The organism is Streptomyces sp. NPDC088554 (genome assembly GCF_044752945.1).
Taxonomy (GTDB): domain Bacteria; phylum Actinomycetota; class Actinomycetes; order Streptomycetales; family Streptomycetaceae; genus Streptomyces.
Window position 1 is genome coordinate 1 of sequence record NZ_JBIVMF010000030.1, and the last position, 25,258, is coordinate 25,258.

General features: G+C 69.3%; 21 protein-coding genes and 1 other RNA gene. 3 read left to right on the plus strand and 19 right to left on the minus strand.

Translation table 11 applies throughout. From position 1 onward, the window contains the following. Positions 1–98: 98 nt before the first annotated feature. The 6 genes from ACIP8W_RS27470 to ACIP8W_RS27495 form a co-directional block, all read right to left on the minus strand. Entirely contained in the window at positions 99–1,505 is a 1,407-nt protein-coding gene (locus ACIP8W_RS27470) for an NAD-dependent malic enzyme (RefSeq protein WP_401952271.1), read from the minus strand. A gap of 502 nt (positions 1,506–2,007) precedes the next feature. After that, positions 2,008–4,491 (minus strand): HelD family protein, encoded by a 2,484-nt coding sequence (locus ACIP8W_RS27475; protein WP_402205021.1) that lies wholly within the window; start codon positions 4,489–4,491, stop codon positions 2,008–2,010. 62 nt (positions 4,492–4,553) lie between these two features. Beyond that, the gene (locus ACIP8W_RS27480) at positions 4,554–5,378 is read right to left on the minus strand and encodes an anti-sigma factor family protein (RefSeq protein ID WP_401952266.1); all 825 of its coding nucleotides are present in this window, start codon (positions 5,376–5,378) and stop codon (positions 4,554–4,556) included. After that, positions 5,375–5,971 (minus strand): sigma-70 family RNA polymerase sigma factor, encoded by a 597-nt coding sequence (locus ACIP8W_RS27485; protein ID WP_401952263.1) that lies wholly within the window; start codon positions 5,969–5,971, stop codon positions 5,375–5,377. The genes ACIP8W_RS27480 and ACIP8W_RS27485 overlap by 4 nt, the downstream gene beginning before the upstream one ends. Before the next feature lie 713 nt (positions 5,972–6,684). Then, positions 6,685–7,350, minus strand: a complete 666-nt coding sequence (locus tag ACIP8W_RS27490; protein WP_402205024.1) for an FG-GAP repeat domain-containing protein — start codon at positions 7,348–7,350, stop codon at positions 6,685–6,687. Between the two features lie 179 nt (positions 7,351–7,529). Further along, positions 7,530–8,042, minus strand: a complete 513-nt coding sequence (locus ACIP8W_RS27495; protein WP_401952257.1) for an ATP-binding protein — start codon at positions 8,040–8,042, stop codon at positions 7,530–7,532. 273 nt (positions 8,043–8,315) lie between these two features. Between ACIP8W_RS27495 and ACIP8W_RS27500 the strand changes: the two genes are divergently transcribed. Next, complete coding sequence (locus ACIP8W_RS27500) at positions 8,316–9,164, plus strand: helix-turn-helix domain-containing protein (RefSeq protein ID WP_401952254.1); 849 nt, start codon at positions 8,316–8,318, stop codon at positions 9,162–9,164. 22 nt (positions 9,165–9,186) lie between these two features. Beyond that, a complete protein-coding gene (locus ACIP8W_RS27505; protein ID WP_401952252.1) occupies positions 9,187–9,378 on the plus strand; it encodes a hypothetical protein in 192 nt (63 codons plus the stop codon). A 110-nt stretch (positions 9,379–9,488) separates the two neighbouring features. Here the strand turns inward: ACIP8W_RS27505 and ACIP8W_RS27510 are convergent, their stop codons facing one another. The 10 genes from ACIP8W_RS27510 to ftsE form a co-directional block, all read right to left on the minus strand. Next, entirely contained in the window at positions 9,489–10,631 is a 1,143-nt protein-coding gene (locus ACIP8W_RS27510) for a uroporphyrinogen-III synthase (RefSeq protein ID WP_402205027.1), read from the minus strand. A 119-nt stretch (positions 10,632–10,750) separates the two neighbouring features. Then, entirely contained in the window at positions 10,751–12,130 is a 1,380-nt protein-coding gene (locus ACIP8W_RS27515; RefSeq protein WP_401952248.1) for a nitrate/nitrite transporter, read from the minus strand. Between the two features lie 268 nt (positions 12,131–12,398). Further along, on the minus strand, positions 12,399–13,691 hold the full coding sequence (locus tag ACIP8W_RS27520; protein ID WP_402205049.1) for an acyltransferase: 1,293 nt from the start codon (positions 13,689–13,691) through the stop codon (positions 12,399–12,401). Between the two features lie 38 nt (positions 13,692–13,729). Then, positions 13,730–15,871: a bifunctional polysaccharide deacetylase/glycosyltransferase family 2 protein gene (locus ACIP8W_RS27525; protein WP_401952246.1), complete on the minus strand. Its 2,142-nt coding sequence runs from the start codon at positions 15,869–15,871 to the stop codon at positions 13,730–13,732. 62 nt (positions 15,872–15,933) lie between these two features. Then, the gene (locus tag ACIP8W_RS27530; RefSeq protein WP_401952243.1) at positions 15,934–16,659 is read right to left on the minus strand and encodes a hypothetical protein; all 726 of its coding nucleotides are present in this window, start codon (positions 16,657–16,659) and stop codon (positions 15,934–15,936) included. Positions 16,660–17,061: 402 nt separating this feature from the next. Further along, positions 17,062–17,448: a transfer-messenger RNA gene (ssrA, locus tag ACIP8W_RS27535) on the minus strand. Between the two features lie 201 nt (positions 17,449–17,649). Continuing rightward, positions 17,650–18,129, minus strand: a complete 480-nt coding sequence (smpB, locus tag ACIP8W_RS27540; protein WP_401952241.1) for an SsrA-binding protein SmpB — start codon at positions 18,127–18,129, stop codon at positions 17,650–17,652. 34 nt (positions 18,130–18,163) lie between these two features. Then, complete coding sequence (locus ACIP8W_RS27545) at positions 18,164–19,381, minus strand: S41 family peptidase (RefSeq protein ID WP_402205030.1); 1,218 nt, start codon at positions 19,379–19,381, stop codon at positions 18,164–18,166. 67 nt (positions 19,382–19,448) lie between these two features. Beyond that, a complete protein-coding gene (gene ftsX / locus ACIP8W_RS27550; protein WP_402205032.1) occupies positions 19,449–20,366 on the minus strand; it encodes a permease-like cell division protein FtsX in 918 nt (305 codons plus the stop codon). A 37-nt stretch (positions 20,367–20,403) separates the two neighbouring features. Next, a complete protein-coding gene (gene ftsE / locus ACIP8W_RS27555) occupies positions 20,404–21,093 on the minus strand; it encodes a cell division ATP-binding protein FtsE (RefSeq protein ID WP_401952232.1) in 690 nt (229 codons plus the stop codon). 286 nt (positions 21,094–21,379) lie between these two features. Here ftsE and ACIP8W_RS27560 point away from each other — a divergent pair, with 286 nt between their 5' ends. Further along, complete coding sequence (locus ACIP8W_RS27560) at positions 21,380–21,583, plus strand: hypothetical protein (RefSeq protein WP_401952230.1); 204 nt, start codon at positions 21,380–21,382, stop codon at positions 21,581–21,583. Between the two features lie 126 nt (positions 21,584–21,709). On the opposite strand, the gene ACIP8W_RS27565 is transcribed toward ACIP8W_RS27560, so the two are convergent. From ACIP8W_RS27565 to ACIP8W_RS27575, 3 genes are all read right to left on the minus strand, one after another. Beyond that, on the minus strand, positions 21,710–22,543 hold the full coding sequence (locus tag ACIP8W_RS27565) for a hypothetical protein (RefSeq protein WP_402205034.1): 834 nt from the start codon (positions 22,541–22,543) through the stop codon (positions 21,710–21,712). A 272-nt stretch (positions 22,544–22,815) separates the two neighbouring features. Next, on the minus strand, positions 22,816–23,922 hold the full coding sequence (gene prfB, locus ACIP8W_RS27570; RefSeq protein WP_401952225.1) for a peptide chain release factor 2: 1,107 nt from the start codon (positions 23,920–23,922) through the stop codon (positions 22,816–22,818). A gap of 72 nt (positions 23,923–23,994) precedes the next feature. After that, positions 23,995–25,185: a serine/threonine-protein kinase gene (locus ACIP8W_RS27575; RefSeq protein ID WP_402205035.1), complete on the minus strand. Its 1,191-nt coding sequence runs from the start codon at positions 25,183–25,185 to the stop codon at positions 23,995–23,997. Positions 25,186–25,258: the final 73 nt, after the last annotated feature.

The following is a 25,258-nucleotide window of genomic DNA, read 5'->3' on the forward strand; positions in this document are numbered from 1 at the left end:
CGACCGGACCAGCTACAAAGCCACCACCCGCATCGAAATCCTCGCGCCCGCAGGCCCTTGACAACCCAACCCAACCCGCAAACTTCACGGCCTTGTGACTAGCCCGCCGCCTTCGCGGCCTCGCGCACCGCGCCCGCCACCGCTCCCGCGACCTTGTCGTTGAAGACGGACGGCACGATGTAGTTCGGGTTCAGCTCGTTCTCGCCGACGACGTTCGCGAGCGCGGCCGCGGCCGCGAGCATCATCTCCGTGTTGACCGTACGGGACTGGGCGTCCAGCAGACCGCGGAAGACGCCGGGGAAGACCAGCACGTTGTTGATCTGGTTGGGGAAGTCGGAGCGTCCCGTGGCCACCACGGCGGCCGTCTCGCGGGCGATGGCCGGGTCGACCTCGGGGTCCGGGTTGGCGAGTGCGAAGACGATCGCCTTGTCGGCCATGGCGGCGACATCGGTGCCGTCGAGGACGTTCGGGGCCGAGACACCGATGAAGACGTCCGCGTCGACCACGGCCTCCTTCAGGGTGCCGGTGACGCCCTCGGGGTTGGTGTTGTCGGCGATCCAACGCAGCGGTGTCCCGGGGGCGGCCTCGACCAGGTCCGCGCGGCCCGCGTGCACCACTCCGTGGATGTCGGCGACCACCGCGTGCTTGACGCCCGCCGCGATCAGGAGCTTCAGGATGGCCGTACCGGCGGCGCCCGCGCCGGACATCACGACCCGTACGTCGCCGATGCCCTTGTCGACCACGCGCAGGGCGTTGGTCAGCGCGGCCAGCACCACGATCGCGGTGCCGTGCTGGTCGTCGTGGAAGACGGGGATGTCGAGGGCCTCGCGCAGCCGCGCCTCGATCTCGAAGCAGCGGGGCGCGGAGATGTCCTCCAGGTTGATGCCCGCGAAGCCGGGGGCGATCGCCTTGACGATCTCGACGATGGCGTCGCTGTCCTGGGTGTCCAGGCAGATCGGCCAGGCGTCGATGCCGGCGAAGCGCTTGAAGAGGGCCGCCTTGCCCTCCATGACGGGCAGCGCGGCCATCGGGCCGATGTTGCCCAGGCCGAGGACGGCGGAGCCGTCCGTGACGACCGCCACGGAGTTGCGCTTGATGGTCAGCCGGCGGGCGTCCTCGGGGTTCTCCGCGATGGCCATGCAGACCCGGGCCACACCCGGCGTGTAGATCATCGAGAGATCGTCACGGTTGCGGATGGGATGCTTGGACTGCATCTCGATCTTGCCGCCGAGGTGCATCAGGAACGTACGGTCGGAGACCTTTCCGAGGGTGACGCCCTCGATTCCCCGGAGCTGTTCGACGATCTCGTCCGCGTGGCCGGTGGAGCTGGCGGCGATGGTGACATCGATCCGCAGCTTCTCGTGGCCGGAAGCGGTCACGTCCAGACCGGTCACCGAGCCACCGGAGGATTCCACGGCCGTGGTCAGCTGGGAGACCGCTGTACCGCTCGCGGGCACCTCCAGCCTGACCGTCATCGAGTACGAGACGCTGGGCGCCGTTGCCATGACCGTGTTCCTCTTCTTTCCCTAGCCACATTGCCGGCCTCGTCCGGCCCGCTGGACCGAAGAGACATTCAGATGGTCGCACCTACCTGCGGGTAGCAGGTAAAGAGGGCCATTGGTGGAAAGTATTTTCCACATTTCGAGATAGTTCACCACAGCGGCCCGTGCGGGGCACTGTCGGGCGGCTCGCCCGCCCACACGGAAGCAGGCCCCCACCGACGAGAGGTGAAGGCCCGCTGAACGTACAACCGCCGGGCGGAGAAGACCGGGCGGGGAAGAAAGCGGCACCGACCCGCCATGCTCGCCTCGCGGCAAGTGGTCGCTCGAAGCGACGAAGGTTGGGCCCGGGGGCTTGGATCGGGTCGGTGCCACACCCAGGCTAACAAACCACCCCGGAAAGTGATTCCTCCGCCGCAAGTTGACCCACGAGTTGACCCGTGAGCCACCTCACGCTCCCTCTCCGCTCCCCCGCCCCCGGCCGGCCCGCGATCGGTCCCGCAGCAGGTCAGTCCCGCAGCAGGTCGGGCACCGCGTCCGCGTCCGGGTCGTCCTTGGCCGACGAGACCACCGTGAGCTGCTGTGTCGCCCGGGTCAGCGCCACGTACAGCACCCGCAGCCCCGCAGGGGACTCGTCCGCGATGTCCGCCGGGGAGACCACGACCGTCGCGTCGTACTCCAGCCCCTTGGCCTCCAGGCTGCCCAGCGCCACCACCCGGTCGCCCAGCCCGGCCAGCCAGCGCGCCGCCTGCTCGCGCCGGTGCATGGCGACGACGACGCCCACGGTGCCGTCCACACGCTCCAGCAGCCGGCGCGCCTCCTCCCGTACCGTCCCGGCGAGATCGCCGTCCCGTACGGTCGCGAACCGTGGCCGTACGCCGGTGGAGCGCACCGCCCGCGGCGACTCCATGCCGGGCATGGCGAGCGCGAGGACCTTGGCGGCGAGCGCGGCGATCTCGGCGGGGTTGCGGTAGTTGACGGTCAGCGTGAAGCGGCGGCGCGGGCGGGTGCCGAGCGCCTCGTCACGGGCCTGGGCCGCCTCGTCCGGGTCCGACCAGGACGACTGCGCCGCGTCACCGACGACGGTCCAGGTGGCCTGGCGGCCCCGGCGGCCGACCATCCGCCACTGCATGGGCGTCAGGTCCTGCGCCTCGTCGACGATGACGTGCGCGTACTCCGTGCGCTCCGCCGCCAGCCGCTCGGCGCGCTCGCGCTGCGACTCCTCGCGCTGCGGCATCAGCTCCTCCAGGCCGGTGAGCTGATCCAGGGGATCGAGGTCGCGGCGCCTGCGCCGGCGCGGCGGCGCGCCGAGGACCGTCTCCAGCTCGTCGAGGAGCGCCACGTCGTGGACGGAGAGCGGCCCCTTGCCGTCGGCGCCGACGCGCCGCAGCGAGCGGGCCAGCCTGCGGCTCTCGCCCTGGTTGAGGATGCGCCGGGACCAGCGGCCGAGCCGCCGCTCGTCGGCCATCGCGGCGAGCACGGCACGCGGGGTCAGCTCGGGCCACCAGGCGTTCAGGAACTCCAGGAAGCTGTCCTCCGCGGTGACGTCCTCGTCGAACGACGAGCGCAGCTCCGCCGCCAGCTCCGGGTCGGTGTGCCGGCCCGCCGATCCCGACCGCGTCCACAACGCGTCCAGCAGCAGCTTGCGGGCCCGGGGTCTGAGCAGGTTGACCGGCGCGGTGCCGCTGAGCGCGGACTGCCGGATCCGGTTCAGCTCGTCGGCCTCCAGCTCCAGCCTGCGGCCGAAGGCGACGACCCGGAGCCGGTCGGTCCGTACCGCCGCCGACGGCTGTACGGCGTCGTCCTCCGTGCCCTCTTCCTCCTCCCCGAAGGCCAGCTGACCCGTCTGGCCGCCCTGGGAGCCGCCGCGCCCCCGCGGGGAGCCCCCGCGGGCGCCGGCGGCGCCGGACGGCCCGCAGGCCCCTTCCAGCGCCCCTCTGGCCGCGTTGCGCAGGATCTTCGACATCCGGGCCGAGCCCTTGATCCGCGCCACGGCCGGTTCGTCGTACGCGGTGGCCTCCGCGCCGTCCACCAGCGACCCGACCGCGCGGATCGCGACCTGCCCCTCCTCGCCGAGCGAGGGGAGCACGCCCTCGGTGTACGCCACGAGCAGCGGCGTCGGCGAGACGATCAGGATGCCGCCCGCGTACCGGCGCCGGTCCTGGTAGAGCAGGTACGCGGCCCGGTGCAGCGCCACGGCGGTCTTGCCGGTGCCCGGACCGCCCGAGACCTCGGTCACGGAGGCGGCGGGGGCCCGGATCACCAGGTCCTGCTCGGCCTGGATCGAGGAGACGATGTCCCGCATGGTGTGGCTGCGTGCCTGGCCGAGCGCGGCCATCAGCGCGCCGTCCCCGATGACGGCCAGCGGTGTGCCGTCCAGCGAGGCGGTCAGCTCGGGGCGCATCAGGTCGTCCTCGACCCCGAGGACCCTGCGCCCCTTGGAGCGGATGACCCGGCGCCGTACGACCCGCCCCGGATCGACCGGGGTGGCGCGGTAGAACGGCGCGGCTGCGGGCGCGCGCCAGTCGATGACCAGCGGCGAGTAGTCCGAGTCGAGGACGCCGATACGGCCGATGTGCAGCGTCTCGCCGATCCCCGCGGTGCGGTCGTCGGCGATGGCGTCGTCGGCCGGTTCGACCGAGGTGTACGCCCCGTCCGGGCCCTTCTTGCCGTCCTTCCCCCGGAGGAGGTCGATCCGGCCGAAGAGAAAGTCCTCGAACTCGTTGTTGAGCCGGTTGAGGTGGATGCCGGCCCGGAAGACCTGGGCATCCCGCTCGGCCAGGGCTCCCGGGGTGCCGACCTGTCCCCGTTTGGCGGCGTCGCTCATAAGGAACTCAGCCTCGTGGATCTTCTCCTCAAGGCGGCGGTACACCTGGTCGAGATGGTGCTGTTCGACGCCGATCTCGCGGTCGCGTACGGAGTCGTTTCCCGTGTCGCGGGCGGGATCGACGGCGGGTCCAGCCGATTCAACAGCGGCATCCTGCGCGGCCACCGAGGCCCCCTTCATGACGTGCGTTGGGCAGCCGTCAACCGTACGCGAAGGGAGCGGGTCTGTCAGGCGCCCGGAATCGTCACCAACCGCTTGCTGCCGTCGAGGGTCTGAATCTCGAAGTGGTCGATGTTGTTCGTTTCGACGGATGTACCACCCTGGACGTAGAGCGGCTGCTTGCCCTCCTTCGTCGGGCTGTCGGGGATGCCGTACCCCCGCTCGGGAACCGACCAGGAACCGATGACCTGCTGTTCACCGGCCTTGGAGACGACGACCAGCCGGCAATCCAGCGGGCCCTTGACGTTCCTGATCTCCGCCATGGTCTCCGTGCCCCACACCTTGTCCACCGTGGCGACGGTGGCGCTGATCCCGCTGGTGGGGTCCGTCGCCTCGACCTTGCCGGCCATCGTCTGGAAACTGTCGGCCGGGGTCTGCGGCTGCGCGATGTTGCCCGTATCGGTGTTCCCGGAGGTGGCGACGACCGCCCCCACCGGAGCCCCGACGATCAGCACGGCGGCCGCCGCGACCAGATACAGCCCGCGACGCTTGCGCTTCGCGCGCTTGACCGCGACCTCGTCGACCAGCCTGCCGAGCAGTTGTGGACTCGGCTGTACGGAGACGGAGGGCGTCGGCAGTTGTGCCAGGGGCACCACGACGGGCGAGTTGGACTGGATCGGCGAGACCAGGGAATCGGGCTGATCCCCCAGCATGGCGAGCATTTGTTCCATCCCGGAGAACTCCTCCAGGTGGACGGCGCAGATCCGGCATCCGGCCAGATGCGCCTCGAAGGCCGTCGCCTCGGCATCGTCCAGAATTCCGAGCACATACGCTCCGACGGCTTCGTGCACAGTACTTTCGTCGCCCAGTCCGTACTGCTCGTGCGTGGTCATGCCGTGACCCCCCTTTCCTCCAACGCGAGCTTCATCGAACGGAGTGCGTAGAACACACGGGAACGCACGGTCCCGCTGGGTATGCCGAGCGTCTCGGCAGCCTCATTGACCGTCCGCCCCTTGAAGTACGTCTCCACGAGTACTTCCCGGTGGGCGGGGGTCAAATCTTCCAGCGCATCAGAGAGCGTCATCAGCCACAACGCCTTGTCGATCTCGTCCTCCGCGGGCATGACCTCCAGCGGTGACGGATCGACCTCCTGCGGCCGGGCCTGCCGGCTGCGGTGTCCGTCGATGACGATGCGTCGGGCGACCGTCACCAGCCAGGGTCGGACAGAGCCGGTAGCCCTGTTGAGCTGTCCGGCGTTCTTCCAGGCACGGATCAACGTCTCCTGCACAACGTCCTCGGCCCGTTGGCGGTCACCCGCGACGAGTCGCATGACATAGGCGAGCAGCGGTCCGGCATGTTCCCGGTAGAGAGCTCGCATCAACTCCTCGTCGGGAGCGGGAGTAGCGGGAGTTTCGGCGCGGTGTGTCGCGCTCCGGTGTCGGGCCCGGTGAGGGCGGTCATCGGCCACCGCCGCATCCTTGCGCACCTAAACCTCCCGGTCGAGACCTTCTTGGCTGCTTCTCCCTCATCACTACGGATGCCACGAGCCCCGCACTCAACACCAGCCAAGAATCTTTCAAGATCTTTTAGAAGAAGGGACAGGTGGCCTGAGCGGGTTCGCGCCGATCCGAACCCCGAGAAGGACTCGCGAAGGACATGTGGAGGACATGTCCAGAAGCCGCGCAGACGCCGTGCACAGTTGGCCGAAAATCGCCTAAGAACTGTGGTCGATTTTCGTTTGAAGAACGGATGTACGCACCTGACGCCCCCTCACCCCACAGAAACCCCACCTCTCGACCACCCCCATCCCGAACACCCCCCACCCCGAAATCCCTCTCTCCCGTTCCCTCCCCACCCCCGCCCCCACACCCCCACAGGAGCACACAGAAACGCCCAACGCCCCACGGCCCCCCTGGCCACAGCCGCCCTCACCACCCCGCGCCCCCAGAACCAGCGCCATCCCCCGAGGCCACCCCGGAGCCGCCCGCGCACCCCCACCCCGCACCACACCACCCCACCCCCCACCGCGCACCACCCCCACCCCATCCCCAGCCCCCCGCCCACCACCAAACCGGCGCCTATCAGCCACCCACCAAAGCCCCACAAGCCAACAACGAGCACCCCCGCACCCCCGCAAACGCACCCCGGCCGGGCCCCGGACAGAGTCCGGACCCCGGCCGAGGCGAGTCGATCCGTACGTCAGGCGATGGCCCTGACCGCCTGCCACCCCCCGGTGCCCACGACAACAGCCGCCCCGACGCCTCTCCCCCGCCCCGGCAGAAACTCAAGTCCCGCCGTCGCACTGGCCGTCGTGGACCACAGATCCGGCACCCCGTCACCGTTCACATCACCGGGCGCGGTGATCAGCGGCCGGGCGGCGACGGTCCAACCGGTCGCGAACTGGACACGGTTGGCCGCGTCGCCGAGCGAGGCGGGATCGGTACCGGGTTCGCTCTCCAGGTCCATGTCGAGCGCCTTGCCCCGGTACAGCCAGACCTGACCGTTGGAGGTGTCCCTGGCCAGCAGGTCGGTCAGTCCGTCGCCGTCCATGTCGCCGGGCGCGACCAGGGTCTTGTTGGCCCAGCCGCTGTCGCCGATCGGATAACCGGATTCCAGGGTGCCACCCGTATAACCGGGCAGGAACCAGAGCTGGTCACCGATGACGGCCATGAAATCCGGCGTGGAGCCATCGGTACCGGGCGAGAGATCACCGAGGGAGACGATCTGCCGGGCCTTGGAGATATCGGTCGGCACGCCTGTCTCCGGGTCCTCGAAGACGCTCACGCTCTTCCGCGTGACCGCGCTCACCTGGCCGAGGCCGTCATTGGAGTACAGCCGCACCGTCCCGTCGGCGTGCCTGGCCACCAGGTCCTCGTATCCGTCCTCGGGTCCAGTCCCCCCGGTGGGTGAGCTGAGCTCCGCTCCAGGAACCATCGGTGGAGAGCATCTGGGCCGGGGCCACCGTGCCACCACCGCCCGCCCCCGCGTACCATCTCCACGGAGCCAGGGGCACGTACCGCACAGGGCACGCACGCCGCAGCCCGTCAGACAGCTTCATCCGGAGTGTGCGCGAGCGTGAACCAGGTACGAGTAGCCGCACCGGGGTAATCGATGGTCTCGATCCCCCAGGCGCCCTCGTGGGTTTCGGCCAGGCGGGGCAGATCGCGGAGTTGGGCGTGGCGGCGGTTGGTGCAGGCTTCCGCGAGGCGGGGGTGGGTGTGCGGCCGGTGGGTGTCGTAGACGGCGATACGGAGGCCGTGGTCGCGGTAGCGCAGGGTGAGGTGGACGTCCTGGCCGCCGGGGGTGAAGTGGCAGGCGTAGACGGCCAGTTCGTGAACGACACGGAGCGCGGCACCGCTGAGATCACCGAAGCCGTGGGCGTCCAGGACAAGTTCCGCTGTTTCGCGGGCGATGGCGGGTGACACCAGGGCCGACGGCAGAGTGAGGCCGTAGGCGAGGTTCCCGGGGCAGGGGTCATCGATATCGGGCGGCGGGGGCGGGCACTGCGTCCAACGCATGGGGTCGGCGGACGCGCGCAAGTGATTGAACCCAGTCATGGCAACTCCTTCACAGAGCAACGGATGCGGTGTACGCACGGCGCGCGGTGGCCTTGTCTCCCCTGCGCGGGCCCGCCCCTCCGGGGCAGGAGGGCAACGGGCAGGCCCGCGCGATGCACTTCCATCTCGCCGTGCGTGAGCGACGCGCTACTGAAGGTACGCATCCCATGGTGGCAATTACCATCCACATCACTAAATTGCCCTCATTCGAGTGGACCAAGGCGACCCTGGGCAGGCAGACTGACGCCCGACACCGGCCGGAGGAAGCGATACATGCCGCCGAGAAACACACCCACCGCGCGTCAGAAGCGACTCGGCGCCGAGCTGCGCGCCATACGGCTGAGCACGAAGAAGACCACCGAGTTCGCGGCCGGACTGCTCGGGCTGGACCGTATGAAGATCTCGAACATCGAGTCCGGCGTCCGCGTCATCACACCGGAGCGGGTGCGGACCCTGGCCGACAGCTACGGCTGCCAGGACCGCCCGTACGTCGACGCGCTGGCCGACATGGCGGGCAGCAGGAACAAGGACTGGTGGGAGACCTATCGCGGTCAACTCCCGATGGGGCTGCTCGACATCACCGAGCTGGAATGGCACGCCACGACCGTCCGGGCAGGCGTCTTCCTTCACATCCCCGGTCTGCTCCAGACGGACGGTTACATCCGCGCGGTGGGGAACGCGGCGCTGCCGCCCCTGTCGGCCCATGCGGTCGAACTCCGGGTCGCCCTACGGATGCAACGTCAGCAGGTACTCCATCGGGAACACCCGATCACGTACACCGCGTACATCCACGAGGCGGCCCTGCGCATCGAGTTCGGCGGAGCGAAGATCATGCGTACCCAGCTAAATCACCTGTGCGAGGTGAGCGAGCGGGACAACGTGGAAGTACGAGTGGTCCCCAACGCGGCCGGGGGATTTCCCGGCGCCGGACAGGCGTTGCTCCTCGCGGAGGGCGTCGTGCCCCAACTGGACACGATCCAGCTGGACTCCGCTCATGGGCCGCTGTTCACCCACGTACCCGAGCAGCTCGACAAGTACCGCTCACAACTGGACTGGATGCGGGGCGCCTCGCTCGGTCCGGTCGCGTCACGGGACTTCATACTCGCCATCAGCCGCAACTGACGCAACTGACAGGAGACGGATCGTGACCGACATCAACTGGGAAGAGCCGTTCTGCGCGGAGAGTTCCAACTGCTTCCGCATAGGCACCGACAACGACGGCAACGCCTACATCGCCGTCGCCGGGCAGGAGGACCGCTTCCTCACCGACAGCCAGGACGCCCTGCGGACCATGATCCGCGACATCAAGGCCGGCAAGGCCGACCATCTCCTGTAGTTCCTGTAGGTGTGACGACGGACCTGTCCGAGATCGAAATCGCGCGGGTCACGCGACCGACTCCCGTACGTTCGACAACCGGTCCATCAGCGTGGCGGCGCCCTCACCCCTCACCCCCCGTACGTGGAGTCCGCCGAGGCCGAGGGGTCCAGGGCCAGGCGGTAGCCGCGTTTGACGACGGTGGTGATCAGTTTGGGGGTGCCCAGGGACGTGCGGAGGCGGGCCATGGCGGTTTCGACGGCGTGCTCGTCGCGGCCCGCGCCGGGGAGGGCGCGGAGGAGTTCGGCGCGGGGGACGACCCAGCCGGGGCGGCGTACGAGGGTCTTCAGCAGGGCCATTCCGGCGGGCGGTACGGGGCGCAGGACGCCGTCGACCAGGACCGCGTGGCCGCGGATCTCCAGGGTGTGGCCGGCGACCGGCAGGGGGCGGGCGCGCGCCGGGAGTTCCTGGCAGAGCACCTGTACGAGCGGGCCCAGCCGGAAGCGTTCCGGCTGGACGGTGTCGATGCCCCGCGTCTGCAGCGGCAGCGCGGTGACGGGCCCGACGCAGGCCGCCAGGACGTCGTGGTGCAGGGCGGCGAGCAGGTCGGGGAGGCGGCCGCGTTCCTCGGCGCGCGCGAGCAGCGAGGCGACGGCGGGCGCGCTGGTGAAGGTCACGGCGTCCACCGCGCGGGCCACGGTCGCGTCGATCAGGCGGTCCACGGGGGCGATGTCCTCGGGCGGCATCCAGCGGTAGACGGGCACGACGACGACATCGGCGCCCCCGGCCCGTAGCGCCTCCACAAAACCGGGCAGCGGTTCGCCGTGCAGCTGCAGCGCGACCCGGCGGCCCTCGACGCCCTCGCCGAGGAGCCGGTCGAGGACCTCGGCCATCGACTCGGAGGTGGGCGACCACTCCTCGATGAGCCCGGCGGCCCGGATCGCGCCCTTCACCTTGGGCCCGCGCGCGAGCAGTTCCGCCCCGCGCAGGCAGGTGAGGAGCTCCTCGCCGCGCCCCCAGCCGTCCGCGGCCTCCACCCAGCCGCGGAAGCCGATCGCGGTCGTCGCCACGACGACATCGGGGGCGCGGGCGATCAGTTCCTTGGTGGCGGAGAGCAGCTCCGCGTCATCGGCGAGCTGCACGATCCGCAGGGCGGGGGCGTGTACGACCGAGCCGCCGCGCCGCTTGAGCAGCGTGCCCAGCTCGTCGGCGCGCCGGGCGGCGGTGACGCCGATCGTGAAACCCGCCAGAGGACCGTGCTGCGAGCCGTCCATGCCTCTCCCTGCTGCTGACCGGAAAGCCCGAGCCTGCCAAGAACGGGCGACAGGCCCGGTTCACCATCATTTCTGCGCTGTTACGCCGAGTGCCCTGTGTGTACGGAGCGCCGGCCCGCTCACACCTCGGCATAGCCGATCCTGGGCGCGGCCTCCGCCGACACCGCCTGCGCGGGCACCTTGCGAAGGTATACCGCCCAGGTGAGGCAGAAACACACGGCGTAGAAGAGCAGGAACACGACGAACGCCGAGGTCCCCGTACCCGAGGTCAGGAAGGACTGCCGAAAGGCGAGGTTGATGCCGAGCCCGCCGAGCGCGCCCACGGCCCCGATAAGCCCCATCGAGGCCCCGGAGAGCCGACGCCCGTACGCGGCGGCCGCCTCGCCCGTCAGCCCCTTGCCCAGCGCCTTGGCGTGGAAGATGCCCGGGATCATCTTGTACGTCGATCCGTTGCCGAGCCCGGTCAGCAGGAACAGCGCGACGAACCCGACGAGGAAGACGTCGAGCGACTCGATCACCGAGGCGTGGACGACCACACCGGTCGCGGCGGCCATCGCGGCGAAGTTCCACAGGGTGATCCGCGCGCCGCCGTAACGGTCGGCGAGCATGCCGCCGACGGGCCGGACCAGCGAGCCGAGCAGCGGGCCGAGGAAGGTCAGGGAGGCGGCCTGGAGCGGTGTACGGCCGAACTGCGTCTGGAGGACCAGTCCGAAGGCGAAGCCGTATCCGATGAACGACCCGAACGTCCCTATGTACAGCACGGACATGATCCAGGTGTGCCGGTCCCGCACGGCCTCCTTCGCCGCGCCCGTGTCGTTCTTCACCGGCGCGAGATTGTCCATGAACAGCGCGGCGCACACCGCGGCGATCACGATCAGCGGGAGGTACACCCCCAGCAGGATCCGCGGGTGCGCGGCCCCGGCCGTCCCGATCACCAGCAGCCCGGCGAGCTGCACGGCGGGTACGCCCAGATTGCCGCCGCCCGCGTTGAGCCCGAGCGCCCAGCCCTTCCTGCGCAGCGGGAAGAAGGAGTTGATGTTCGTCATCGACGAGGCGAAGTTCCCGCCGCCGACCCCGGTCAGCGCGGCGACGAGCAGGAAGGTCGGGTACGAGGTCCCCGGCTCCGTCACGGCGAACGCGGCCCCGGTCGGCAGGAGCAGCAGGAGCGCGCTGAAGACCGTCCAGTTCCGCCCGCCGAACCGCGCGACGGCGAAGGTGTACGGGACGCGCACGAGCGCGCCGACCACCGTCGCCGTGGCGATCAGGAAGAACTTTCCGGCCGGGTCGACGCCGTACTCGGGCCCCATGAACAGGACCATGACCGACCACAGGGTCCAGATGGAGAACCCGATGTGCTCGCAGAGCACGGAGTGGAGGAGGTTGCGCCGGGCGATCCGCTCGCCCGTCCGCCGCCAGAAGGTCTCGTCCTCCGGATCCCACTGCTCGATCCAGCGGTCCCCCTTGCGTACGGCGGTGGTGGTGGTCGGGGCAGTCATCATGCCTCCACGGACGGGCTCGGACGGTGTCCCCGACCGTTGATACGTAGCGTTCCGCCCCCGCGCCTCAAAACGACCGCCGGGCAACAGCGAGAGGGGCCCTCCTCGTCATGAGGAGGGCCCCTCTCGTGTGGAGCGCCCGGCAGGCCTTGCACCTACATTTCCCACCGGCAGGTGGGCGTCTTTCCTTGGACCACAGACGCATGTTCTTTCGGGGCGAACCGAAGTAACACGATGATCATATCAAGGTCCTGAGGCGACGTCATATCCGCTACGAGCCGGCCGCGCGCCCCTTCGCACCGTCGCCGCCCTCCGTACCGTCACCGCCCTCCGTACCGCCGCGCCCCTTCGCACCGTTCGGCCACAGCCGTGGCCGCCGTTTGGCCGCCACGTCCTCGACCCAGCCCATCGCGAGGATCATCAGCGCAATCAGCGGCCAGACCAGCACCAGGGCCAGACCGTTGTACGCCGCGTCCAACTGGGCCGCGTACGCGTCGATACCGGGGATGTTCCAGAGCTGGTCGATGATCGGGATCGTCGCCATGATGAGCAGGTTGTGCCAGAGATAGATCGTCACGGCACGGTTGTTGGCGAGGGTGATCACCGAATCGAACTGAGCCAGCCGGCCCGGGAACGTGCGCCACGACGGGGAGTACTGGAGCAGGATCGCGCAGAAGCCGAGCGACCAGGTCGCCTGGGCGAGCGGGATCTCGTCGAAGTTCCAGCCCTCGTCGGTGAGATGGCCGGAGGCCCACCACAGCGCGAAGGCCATGAAGAAGGTCGCCATGGAGACCGTGATGTAGCGCGGAACCTTCTCGAACAGGCCGTCGTGGTGGGCGAAGCCCAGGATCCAGCAGGCGCCGTAGACCGCGAAGTCGCCGATGACCTGGCCGATCTCGCCGGGGACGGTGACCAGTCCCGTACCGACGACGGCCGTGAGGGCGACGGGGAAGAGCAGCGTCACCCACGGCAGCCGGCGGAACGCCCGCAGCAGCAGCGGCGAGAGCAGCACGAACCACAGATACGCGCGGAGGTACCAGAGCGGCCCCGCGGCCTGCTCGGCCCAGGCGGTGTCCAGCCAGCCGGACCCGCTGCCGTTCTCGTACGGATACGGCGGAGTGCCGATCGGTAGGAGGTAGTTGGCCAGCTTGAGGAACCACCACACCCCCTCCTCCCCGACCGGCTTCCACCCCATCGCGAACATCAGGGGTACGACGACCAGCCCGAACGCCCACATCGGCGGCAGCAGTCGCCGCAGCCTGCCGCGGATGACGCTCCACGGGGTCCGCTTCGACAGCGACCGGGCCATCAGCGATCCGGCCAGCGCGAACATCACGCCCATGGACGGGAAGACGATCGTCAGCCAGGCCCAGCCGAAGATGTGGAAGACCACGACCCGGACCAGCGCGACCGCGCGCAGCAGATCCAGATAGCGGTCACGGCCGGGCGGCCCCCCGGCGGGCGCGACGGTCCCGGCGGGCGGCGCGGGCTCGGCCGCCGGTTCGGTGACGTACCCCCGCACACCGTGCCCCGCACCGGCACCCGCACCGGCACCCGCACCCACGCCGGCACCACCCGTACCCGTACCAACGGAATAGCCGCTCACGCGACGGGCCTCCGGTCGCTGTCCGAGGTCTTCCCGGCGGACTTGTCCCGCGGGCTCGGGACGGAGCCCGGCGCCTCCACCACTCCCGTACGGCGCAGCTTCTGCCAGCGCAGCCGGCCGCCCGTGAGAGCGGTGATCCAGGACTGGAGCAGCACCACGTACATGAGTTGCCGGTAGAGGATCTGTTGGAGTGGCAGCGAGATCAGATACTTCGGGCTCTCGCCGTCGAGCCGGAAGGCGTACGCCGCGCAGACAACCTGGATGAGCAGGACGCCGAGCCAGGCGACGACGGTCTTCATGGTGGGGCCGAAGACGAGGCCGTACAGCAGGAAGACATCGATCAGCGGCGCCAGCAGGGGTGCCAGCACCATGAACAGCGAGACCAACGGCAGCCCGACCCGGCCGAAGCGGCCGGAGGGGCCGCGCTCGACGAGGGCGCCCCGGTGCTTCCAGATCGCCTGCATCGTGCCGTAGCTCCAGCGGTAGCGCTGGGACCACAGCTGCTGTACGGACTCGGGCGCCTCGGTCCAGGCGCGGGCGCGCTCGGCGTAGACGACGCGCCAGCCGTCGCGGTGGATGGCCATGGTGATGTCGGTGTCCTCGGCGAGGGTGTCCTCGCTCATCCCGCCGACCCGCTTCAGCGCCTCCCGCCGGAAGGCGCCCACCGCTCCGGGGATGGTGGGCATGCAGCCGAGCGTGTCGTACATACGGCGGTCGAGGTTGAAGCCCATCACGTACTCGATGTGCTGCCAGGCCCCGATGAGGCTGTCGCGGTTGCCGACCTTGGCGTTTCCGGCGACGGCGCCGACGCGCGGGTCGCCGAAGGGCTGGACCAGTTCGCGGACGGTGGACTTCTCGAAGACGGTGTCGCCGTCCATCATCACGACGATGTCGTGGCCGGCGTGCGCGATGCCGTTGTTGAGCGCGGCGGGCTTGCCGGAGTTGGGCTGCCGTACGACATAGACGTTGGGCAGCCAGAGCTTCTCGACGAGGTCGGCGGTCCCGTCGGTCGAGCCGTCGTCGATGACGATGACCTCGATGGGATGGTCGCTCTCCATCAGCGAGTTCACCGTGTTGGTGATGCACTCGCGTTCGTTGTACGCCGGCACCAGCACCGTGACCGGTTCGGTGACCGTACGGCCCCAGCTGAAGTCGCGGCGGCGGACCTTGCGCGCGTGGGCGAAGGAGAGCAGCAGCATCAGGCCGAACCGGGTGATGACCAGGAAGCCGATCACGGAGAGGCCGACGACCAGGACCCCGGTGACATTCTCCGAGAGCGCGACGGCGCCGACCCATGCCTTGCCCTTCCACAGGTCGGGTCCGGTGACCGGGGTGTGGGCGCTGGGGGCGCCGAGCGCCTCGGTGAGGTTGCTGAAGGTGTAGCCGCGCTTCTGCATGTCGGGCAGGAAGCGGCCGAGCGCCTCGACGGTCTGCGAGCGGTCGCCGCCGGAGTCGTGCATCAGCACGATGGAGCCCTTGGTGCCCTTGGGCGTGGCCCGCTTGAGGATCGCCTCCACCCCGGGGCGCTTCCAGTCCTCGCTGTCGGTGTTGTTGAGCACGGTGATGTAGCCGAGGCGCCCGATGTACCGCGTGACCGGCCAGGACTTGTTGTCCATGGCGCCCGAGAACGAGGAGTACGGCGGCCGGAAGAGCGACGAGCGGATCCCGGCCGCGCCCGCCAGCGCCAGCTGGTTCTGCGACATCTCCCAGTCGATGCGGGACCGGGTCTGGTACGAGAGGTCGGGGTGGTTGAAGGTGTGCAGGCCCAGCTCGTGGCCCTCGTCCACCATGCGTTCGACCAGCGCCGGATAGCGGGAGGCCATGGTGCCGGTGACGAAGAAGACCCCGTGGGCGTCGTACTTCTTCAACTCGTCCAGGACCTTGGGGGTCCACTCCGGGTCGGGCCCGTCGTCGAAGGTCAGGACGAGTTTGCGGTCGGGGATGCTCAGCCCCTCGGCCTCACCGGAGCCGCGCGCGTCGACGACCGGGCCGCCGCTGAGGATGTGGTCGGGCACCTGGTCGGTCGGGGCCGGGGGCCGGACCCGGTGATCGGCCAGGATCTCGCTGTGGACATAGCCGCGCAGCATGAGCATCGCGAGCAGCGCGACAAGGATGAGAGAGGGCACCAGAAGACGCATGGGCAGCCTGCGCCGCCTGGCGCGCCCGCGATTCCGCTTACGGGCCCGCCTGCCGGTGGGAGTCATTCAGCTTGCGCCTTCCACGGCCAGGGCCAGGGCCAGGGCTGGCCGACAACAGGATCCATGGGGGACTCGGCGGGCGGGCTGGGCTCGACCGAGGTGGGCGCGGTCGGCTCGGTCGGCTCGGTCGGCGTCTCGGTCTCGGTAGGCGGGGCGCCGGTGCCGCCGGGGTCCACTCCGGGGTCCACGCCGGGGTCGGTCGGGATCACCGGGGCGGGGTCCGGATCCGCGACGGCCGGAGCCTCGGGCGGTATCTCGGGGACCGGAACCACCAGGACGGGCAGACCCGTGGCGCCCGTGGCGACAGCGCCCGTGCTCCGGGGTACGACCTCGTCGGTCTCCGTCGCCGTGGGTTCGGCGGTCGGTTCGGGGCTCTCGGAGGGGCCCTCGCTGACCGTGGCCGCCGGCTGTATCTCGACGGTGTCGGTCTTCCTCTTGTCCGCGAGGCCCGGTATCGGGAGCCACGGGGCGTTGGAGTCGCCCCCGATCAGGGCGGCCACCACCGTCACCGCGTAACAGGCACAGGCGAGGGCGACGACCCAGCCCGCCCTGCGGAGCTTCCTGCTCCTGCGGCCGGTCTCGTCGACGAACACCGGCCCTTCGGACCCCTCGGGCCCGGCTTCCCGCACCGCCGCCGACGCCGCGCCGGGACGTGCCCCGGCGGGCAGTTCGGACAGCTGACGTCCTAGACCGTCCAATTCGACGGTGACGTCGTTCGGCTCATGCATATGCCCGGTTCGGGCATTTTCTCGCCAGTTATCCACGCAGGACGCACTTCCCCCACCATTTATGACAAATGGGCGTATCGCAGCTGGTCGGAACTTATCGCCGGCCGGGTCCCCACCCGAACCGAGCGCCCCCTTACCACACTGCACCCGGACCAAGAATGTAGCGCACGCCGAAGACCGCGAAGTTCCGCTTTCCGCGTTGCCACGCATCAATGCGGTGACGGTGATAGAGAGAACGACTCTGTGAACGTTCCCAGTTACCCCGGCGATTCACATTCAGGGCAGGGACCTGACAAGCTACGATCTTGAGGTATGTTCCGGACCTTTGGGGACCGGGCACACGACGACGAAGGCCCCACCGCCTGAGCGGTGGGGCCTTCGTCGTCGTACATAACATGGGAATTGTGGAGATGGCGGGAATCGAACCCGCGTCCAACGGTGCGGAACCAGGGCTTCTCCGAGCGCAGTCCGTTACGTTTTTCTCGGCCCCGGAAATCTCACGGACAAGTCTCCGACGGGCTCAGTCACTGTTTGATTTCCCTCTGCGACCCGTGACCGGACTCAGAGGTTTAGTTCCCTTATTGATGCCAGGAACCGGGTCGGGAACACCCCCGGGCTGACACTCCACGGAGTCTTCGCTAGCTGCTAATTAGGCAGCGAGGGCGAAGGTGGAGGAATCGCGCTTGGAATTGGCGATTATAGTTTGCGACATATGGTTAACGAGATCATTGCCGCTTCCTCGGCTCGCTTCCCCTGCTTCGACATCCGCTGTCGAAACCGATCATCCCCATGTTGTTTTTTCAAATGTGTCCGGATCCCCGAGAAAACGCCCCTCGAAAACTGCCCGGACGGACTACGCGCACCCGCTGTGAGGTGCGGTACCCATCGTACGTGACCCATGCCCGGCAGGGCCAGCGCATTACCCCCGCCACAACCCCCGCCGCCCCAACAGCCCCGCGGCCTCCCGGGCCGGGCGGGCTCCGGTCGTACTCAGCCGCGCTGGCGCCGCTTCGCCGCCGAGATCGCGCGGTCCGTCTCCCGGCGGTCCTGCTTCTCGCGGAGCGTCTGACGCTTGTCGTACTCCTTCTTGCCCTTCGCCAGCGCGATCTCGATCTTCGCCCGGCCGTCCTTGAAGTACAGGACCAGCGGCACGATCGTATGACCCGACTCCTGGGACTTCGATTCCAGCTTGTCGATCTCCGCCCGGTGCATCAGCAGCTTCCGCTTGCGGCGCGCGGTGTGATTGGTCCAGGTGCCCTGGCTGTACTCGGGCACGTGCACGTTGTGCAGCCATGCCTCGTGCCCGTCGATCTGGACGAAGCCGTCCGCCAGTGAGGCCCGGCCCTGGCGCAGGGACTTCACCTCGGTGCCCGTCAGCACAAGACCGCACTCATAGGTGTCGAGAATGAGGTAGTCGTGCCGCGCCTTCTTGTTCTGCGCGATCAGTTTGCGCCCTGTTTCCTTAGCCATAGTCCCGCCATTTTCGCACCCCGGCGCAACTCCTTTACTCTGTGCCCCCGAGCCCGCTCAGCACCGTCCTGGCCCGCTCCTGGGCGCGCTTGCCGACCAGCAGATCCGGGGTGACGCCCCGGCCGTCCACCCCGTGTCCGGCCGGCGTGGAGTAGTGGCCGACCGTCAACTCGGCGACGGAACCGTCGGGGAGACTGCTCGGCATCTGGACGGAGCCCTTGCCGAAGGTCCGCGACCCGACGGTGACGGACCGGCCCCGGTCCTGGAGGGCGCCCGTGAGCAGTTCGGCCGCGCTCATCGTGCCGCCGTCGACCAGCACCACCACGGGCCGGCCGGTGTCCCCGCCCCGGTCCGCGTAGAGGGCGCGCTGCTCGCCCCTCACGTCGTACGTGGCGACCAGGCCGCCGTCGAGGAACGCGGAGGCGGCGGTGACCGCCTCGGTGACCAGCCCTCCGGCGTTGCCCCGCAGGTCCAGCAGGACACCGGCGCCCCTCGGGGCGTCCTTCACCGCGTTCCGTACCCGCTCGCCCGATCCCTTGGTGAACGCGCTGACCTTGATCTGCCGCGCGCCGCCGCCGATCGCGTCGACCGTCACCGATTCCGTACCGATCCTGGCCCGGCGCACGCTCACCGTCCGGCGCTCACCGTCCCGTTCGACGACGAGCGCGACCTCCGTACCGACGGCGGAGCCGGAGCCCGCGCCGCTCGCGCCGCTCGCGTCCTCCGCGCTGCCCCTGTCGCCGCGCAGGAGCGCCATGACCTCGGTGACGGGCCGCTTGGCCACGCTCGTACCGTCGATCGACCTGATGATGTCACCGGGGCCGATACCTGCCTTCCGCGCGGGGCCCGCGGCCTGGACGCGGGTGACCTCGACCAGGCCGCCCGCGGTGCGCCTGGCCCAGAGGCCGACGCCGGTGTACTCGCCGTCGAGGGCCTGCCGGAACTCCTCGTACTCCCGCTTGTCGTAGACCGCGCCCCAGCGGTCGCCGCTGCGGCTGACGACCTCCTCCGCCGCCTCCGTGCCGGACTTGCCGTCCGCCATGGCCTCGGCGGCCGCCCTGGCGACCTCCTCGCGGTCGGCCGTCGAGCCGGCCGGACCGGCCGAACTGACGGGGGGCCGGGGCGTCTTCTCCTCGCTGTGCGGCAGGGAGTCGGTCGCCGCGGCCGTGGCGAGCACGCTCGCGAAGACCAAGGTCAGGACCGCCCCGCGGCCTAAGCCACGGGGTCTTCGGTATGACTCGGAGCCCGACATGGCGTTGAGTGTAGGACAACGCCGGACGGCCGAACGGTGCTTGTCGACAGCACGCCAAGGGCGCTCGTCACACCCTGAGGTACTTGCGCAGCGCGATGAAAGCGGCAATGGCGGGCATCAGCAGACCGATCGCGAGCACCAGCGGAAGCTTGGCGAGCACCGCGTCCCAGCCGATGAAGTTGACCAGTTGCATCTTCTCGGAGAGCGCGAGCCCGTGGTCGATCAGGAAGTACCGCCCCACCAGCAGCAGTCCACAGGCGACCGCGCCACCGATCAGTCCGGCGAACGCCGCCTCCATGATGAACGGCATCTGGATGTAGAAGCTGGACGCGCCGACCAGCCGCATGATCCCGGTCTCCCGCCGTCTGCTGAACGCCGACACCCGCACGGTGTTCACGATCAGCATCAACGCGATCACCAGCATCAGCGCCATCACACAGAGCGCGGCGATTCTCATACCGCTCATCAGATCGAAGAGGTTCTGGAGGATGTTCCGTTGGTCCTGGACGGATTCCACCCCGTCCCGGCCCGCGAAGGCCGTCGCCACCACCTTGTACTTCTCGGGGTTCTTGAGCTTGACGCGGAAGGACTCCGGCATCTGGTCCGGGGTGATGGTGGCGGCGATGGGGCTGTCGCTGTACCGCTCCTTGTAATGCTTGAACGCTTCGTCGGACGTCTCGTAATGGACGCTCTCGACAATGTCCATCTTCTTCAGATCGGTCTCGATCTGATCCCTCTGCTGGCCGGTGGCCGCGCCCTTGACACATTTGGGCGCGGTCGACGCGTCGTTCTTGTTGCAGAGGAAGATCGATACGTTGACCTTGTCGTACCAATAGTCCTTCATCACGCTGACCTGCTCACTCATGAGCAGCGCGCCGCCGAACAGGGCGAGCGAGAGGGCCACCGAGACGACGACCGCGAAAGTCATCGTGAGATTACGGCGGAGACCGACGCCGATCTCCGACATGACGAACTGGGCGCGCATGGCGTCCTTTCAGCTTTTGATACTCAATGCTCGGCGTTCAGTGCTGATAGCCGTAGACGCCGCGCGCCTGGTCGCGGACCAGACGGCCGCCTTCGAGCTCGATCACGCGCTTGCGCATCTGGTCGACGATGTTCTGGTCGTGGGTCGCCATCACCACAGTGGTACCGGTGCGGTTGATGCGGTCCAGGAGCTTCATGATGCCCACGGAGGTCTGCGGGTCGAGGTTGCCGGTCGGCTCGTCCGCGATCAGCAGCATCGGGCGGTTGACGAACGCCCGCGCGATGGCGACGCGCTGCTGCTCACCACCGGACAGCTCGCCGGGCATCCGGTCCTCCTTGCCGCCGAGACCGACGAGGTCGAGGACCTGGGGAACGGCCTTGCGGATCTCACCGCGCGGCTTGCCGATGACCTCCTGCGCGAACGCCACGTTCTGCGCGACGGTCTTGTTCGGCAGCAGCCGGAAATCCTGGAAGACCGTGCCGAGCTGACGGCGCATCTGCGGCACCTTCCAGTTCGACAGGCGCGCGAGATCCTTTCCGAGGACGTGCACCATACCGGTGCTGGTGCGCTCTTCGCGCAGGAGCAGCCGGAGGAAGGTCGACTTGCCGGAGCCGGACGAGCCGACCAGGAAGACGAACTCCCCCTTCTCGATTTCGAGGGAGACATCGCGCAGGGCGGGGCGGTTCTGCTTCGGGTAGGTCTTGGAGACGTTGTCGAATCGAATCACGGGGATGCACCACGGTCGGCCGGGAGTAGGTGAGCGAGACCTTACGCGAACGCGACTGACCCGCGCAGTCCGCGTCCGCCGTTGTCCCCCGGGCCGGGGACCCGCTTGGGCGATTTATCACGGATACGCGGGGGACACCGGCCAGGGCCGTTCGGCCGGAATTCGGCCACGCGAGCCGAACGCTCCGGAAACTGGCACAGTGGAGTGGGGGAACGGCCGAGTTCCCCCGAGCGTTGAGCGGAGTGACATTGACAGCGGCTCCGCCGCGCGGTGAGGAGGAATGCGCATGACCTACGACCGACTGGTGTGCGCCAACTGCGCGGGCCCGGTCGCCGAGGGCAGATGCCGCGTATGCCGCGCCAACAGGGAGCGTCTCCAGCAGCAGGGCCCCCTGGGTGGCCTGACCCCGGCGGCGCTGCTGACACTGCTTGCGCTGCTTGTCCTGTTCGTGGCGACGGTAGCGCTGGCGGCAGCCCACCAGCCCGCCTAAACGTGACATCGGACACACTCGGTACGCCGGGCGCCGTGTCCCGCACACCGAGCCGGAAAGGGCCCGGTCGCTGAGATCTTGCGACCGGGCCCTTCCTTACGTACCTGATGTACGTGGCGTACGTGTCTAGGCGGCGGTACGGCCACCGGCGACCAGACGCGGCAGCATCCGGAAGCCGATGCCACCCGCGATCATGGTCGCGGCACCGAGCAGCAGGTACGTGGTCTCGGCTGCGCCGGTCTCGGCCAGCTCCTCCTTGACCACGCCCTGCTGCACCGGCTGGGAACCGACACTGTCGGTCTCCGTGCCGGTGCCGCCCGTGGTGAGCGCGCTGCCACCGGTGGAAGCGGTGTCCCCACCCGTGGAGGCACCGGCCGCGCCGGTGCCGCCGTCGGTGGTGGTGCCACCGTCCGTGGTGGTCCCGCCGTCCGTCGTCGTACCACCCTCGGTCGTGGTGCCACCGTCGGTGGTCGTGCCGCCGTCCGTCGTCGTACCACCCTCGGTCGTCGTACCGCCATCGGTCGTGGTGCCACCGTCCGTGGTGGTACCACCGTCGGTGGTGGTCCCGCCGTCGGTGGTCGTGCCACCGTCCGTCGTGGTACCGCCATCGGTCGTGGTGCCACCGTCCGTCGTGGTACCGCCGTCCGTCGTCGTACCACCCTCGGTCGTGGTGCCACCGTCGGTGGTCGTGCCACCGTCCGTCGTCGTACCACCCTCGGTCGTCGTACCGCCGTCAGTAGCACCCTGAGTCGATCCGACGATCGTGTTGTCGCCGCCCGTCGTACCGCCGTCGGTGGTGGTGCCACCGTCCGTGGTCGTGTTACCGCCGATCTCGCCGATCACCGAGGTGTCATTGACGGAAACAGCCTGAGCAACGCCCGCGATCGTCAGCGAAGCACCCGCGGCGATCACCGCGCCGGCCGCGATACGAGCCACGCGCATCCGCGTCTTCTTGGTCATCTGGTTGCTACCCCCAGTAGCTCATTCGTCATGTGGTGCAGCGTTCCGGGATCACGGCCGCTGGGGGTTCTGTTGCTCCGCCCCCGGTTCCACGCGTCCCGGAATTACGCGTGCCAAGCGTCAGGGTTACGGTTTTTCAAAAACCCGTCAAGGTCGTTGCGCGCGCGATGTCCGCAATCGCGACACTTGCCCGACCTGGGAGGATGCAACTGTGACATAAAAGGGAACTGCCACCCCGAGGGCGGCAGTTCCCTTGTCGACAAAGCGTGAATTTACCGCTCCCGCTGCTTACGCCAGCGAATTCCGGCTTCCAGGAAACCGTCGATCTCCCCGTCGAGTACGCCCTGCGGGTTACCGACTTCGAACTCGGTACGCAGGTCCTTGACCATCTGGTAAGGGTGCAGAACATACGAACGCATCTGGTTTCCCCAGGAGTTGCCGCCGTCGCCCTTGAGGGCGTCCATCGCGGCCTGCTCCTCCTGGCGGCGGCGTTCGAGCAGCTTCGCCTGGAGGACGTTCATGGCGCTCGCCTTGTTCTGGATCTGGGAGCGCTCGTTCTGACAGGAAACGACAATGCCGGTCGGAATATGCGTGATACGGACCGCGGAGTCCGTCGTGTTGACGCCCTGCCCGCCGGGGCCCGAAGCGCGGTACACATCCACGCGCAGCTCGGTCTCGTCGATCTCGACGTGGTCGCTGGACTCCACGACCGGAAGGACCTCGACACCCGCGAAGGAGGTCTGGCGACGGCCCTGGTTGTCGAAGGGCGAGATACGGACCAGCCGGTGCGTGCCCTGCTCCACGGAGAGCGTGCCGTACGCGTACGGCGCCTTGACGACGAAGGTGGTCGACTTGATGCCGGCCTCCTCCGCGTACGACGTCTCGTACACCTCGGTGCCGTAGCCGTGCCGCTCGGCCCAGCGCAGATACATGCGCTGGAGCTGCTCGGCGAAGTCGGCGGCGTCGACGCCGCCCGCCTCGGCGCGGATGTTGACCAGGGCCTCGCGCTCGTCGTACTCGCCGGAGAGGAGGGTGCGGACCTCCATCTCGTCCAGCGCCTTGCGCACGGACACCAGCTCGGCCTCGGCCTCGGCGAGGGCGTCGGCGTCGGCCTCGTCCTCCGCCAGCTCGAACATCACGCCCAGGTCGTCGATGCGCCCGCGCAGCGCCTCGGTCTTGCGGACCTCCGCCTGGAGATGCGACAGCTTGCTGGTGATCTTCTGCGCCGCCTCCGGGTCGTCCCAGAGGGACGGGACGGCTGCCTGCTCCTCCAGCAGGGCGATGTCGGCCCTCAGCTTGTCGAGGTCCAGGACGGCCTCGATCGACCCCATGGTCGAGGAGAGGGACTTCAACTCTTCGGATACATCGACGACTGCCACGGGCCCAGCCTAACGCGTGTTCTTTGAAGGCTCGGTTCGCCCGGCTCTCCGGAACCGTGGGAGAGCCGGGCCCTAGGCGAAGAAACCGCCCCCGGCCAGCCAGCCGGCCGCGCCCAGGGCCGCGAGCAGCAGGATCGTGAGGACCGCCAGGGTGATACGGCGTTTGCGCACCGCCTCCGCCTTGTGGCGGGCCGAGCCGGGGCGGCGCTGGCCCGCGGAGCGGGGGGCTCGGGCGGTGCCCCGGGCGCCGCCGGCCAGTTCGTCGGGGGCCGGGACCCGCATGCTCGTATGCGTGTCCCGGTTGGAGTCCGGGGCCGCGCCGGGGACGAGCGGGACGGCGCCCCTGCGGCGGGGTGCGTCGGGGGTGGCGGTGCCCGGGTCCTCGTACGGCTGCTCGGTGGGCTCCCCCTCGGGCTCGTCCACGTCGAGCGGCGGGATGCCCGCGAGTCCGGGGAGCTGCTCGCGGAGCCTGGCCGCCAGCTCGGAGGCGCGCAGCCGGGAGGCGGGGGCCTTCGCCAGGCACTGGACGAGGAGCTGCCACAGCTCCTCGGGGATGCCGGGCAGCGGGACGACGGTCTCGGTGACATGCCTGCGCAGTACGGCGCCGGGGTGGCCGCCGCCGAACGGTGTGAAGCCGGCCAGCAGCTCGTACAGGACGGTGGCCAGCGCGTAGATGTCGACGGCCGCGCGCGGCGGCAGGCCCTCGACGATCTCGGGCGCCAGGTAGTCGGGGGTCCCGATGATCCTGGACGCCTTGGTGCGCCGGGGGGTGTCGATCAGCTTGGCGACGCCGAAGTCGGTGAGCAGTGCGGGGTGCGACCCGCCGGGGCCGAGCGGGCCCTCCATGTCCAGCAGGATGTTCTCCGGCTTGACGTCGCGGTGGACGATCCCGGCGGCGTGCGCGGCGGCGAGCCCGTCCGCGACGTCGGCGACGATCGCGACCGCGGCCTCGGGGGCGAGCCTGCGCTCGCGGTCGAGGCGGGTGCGCAGATCCGTACCCCGGACCAGTTCCATGACGAGCGCCAGGTCGTTGCCGTCCACGACGAGGTCATGGACGGCGACCACCCGGGGGTGGTCGAGGCCGAGCAGGGCGGTGCGCTCCTGGACGAAGCGCCCCACCAGCTCCTGGTCGGACGCGAGGTCCTCGCGCAGGAGTTTGATGGCGACGGCACCCTCGGGTCCCTCACCGAGCCACACCGTGCCGGCGCTGCCCCGCCCCAGAATCTGATGGGCGGTGTACCGGCTGCCGATATTCCGTGCCAAGACTGCTCCCTCAGCGGCTGGCGTTGCCCATCAAAGTACGCGGGTATCGGGGCGCTGGACGCCTCGATACCCG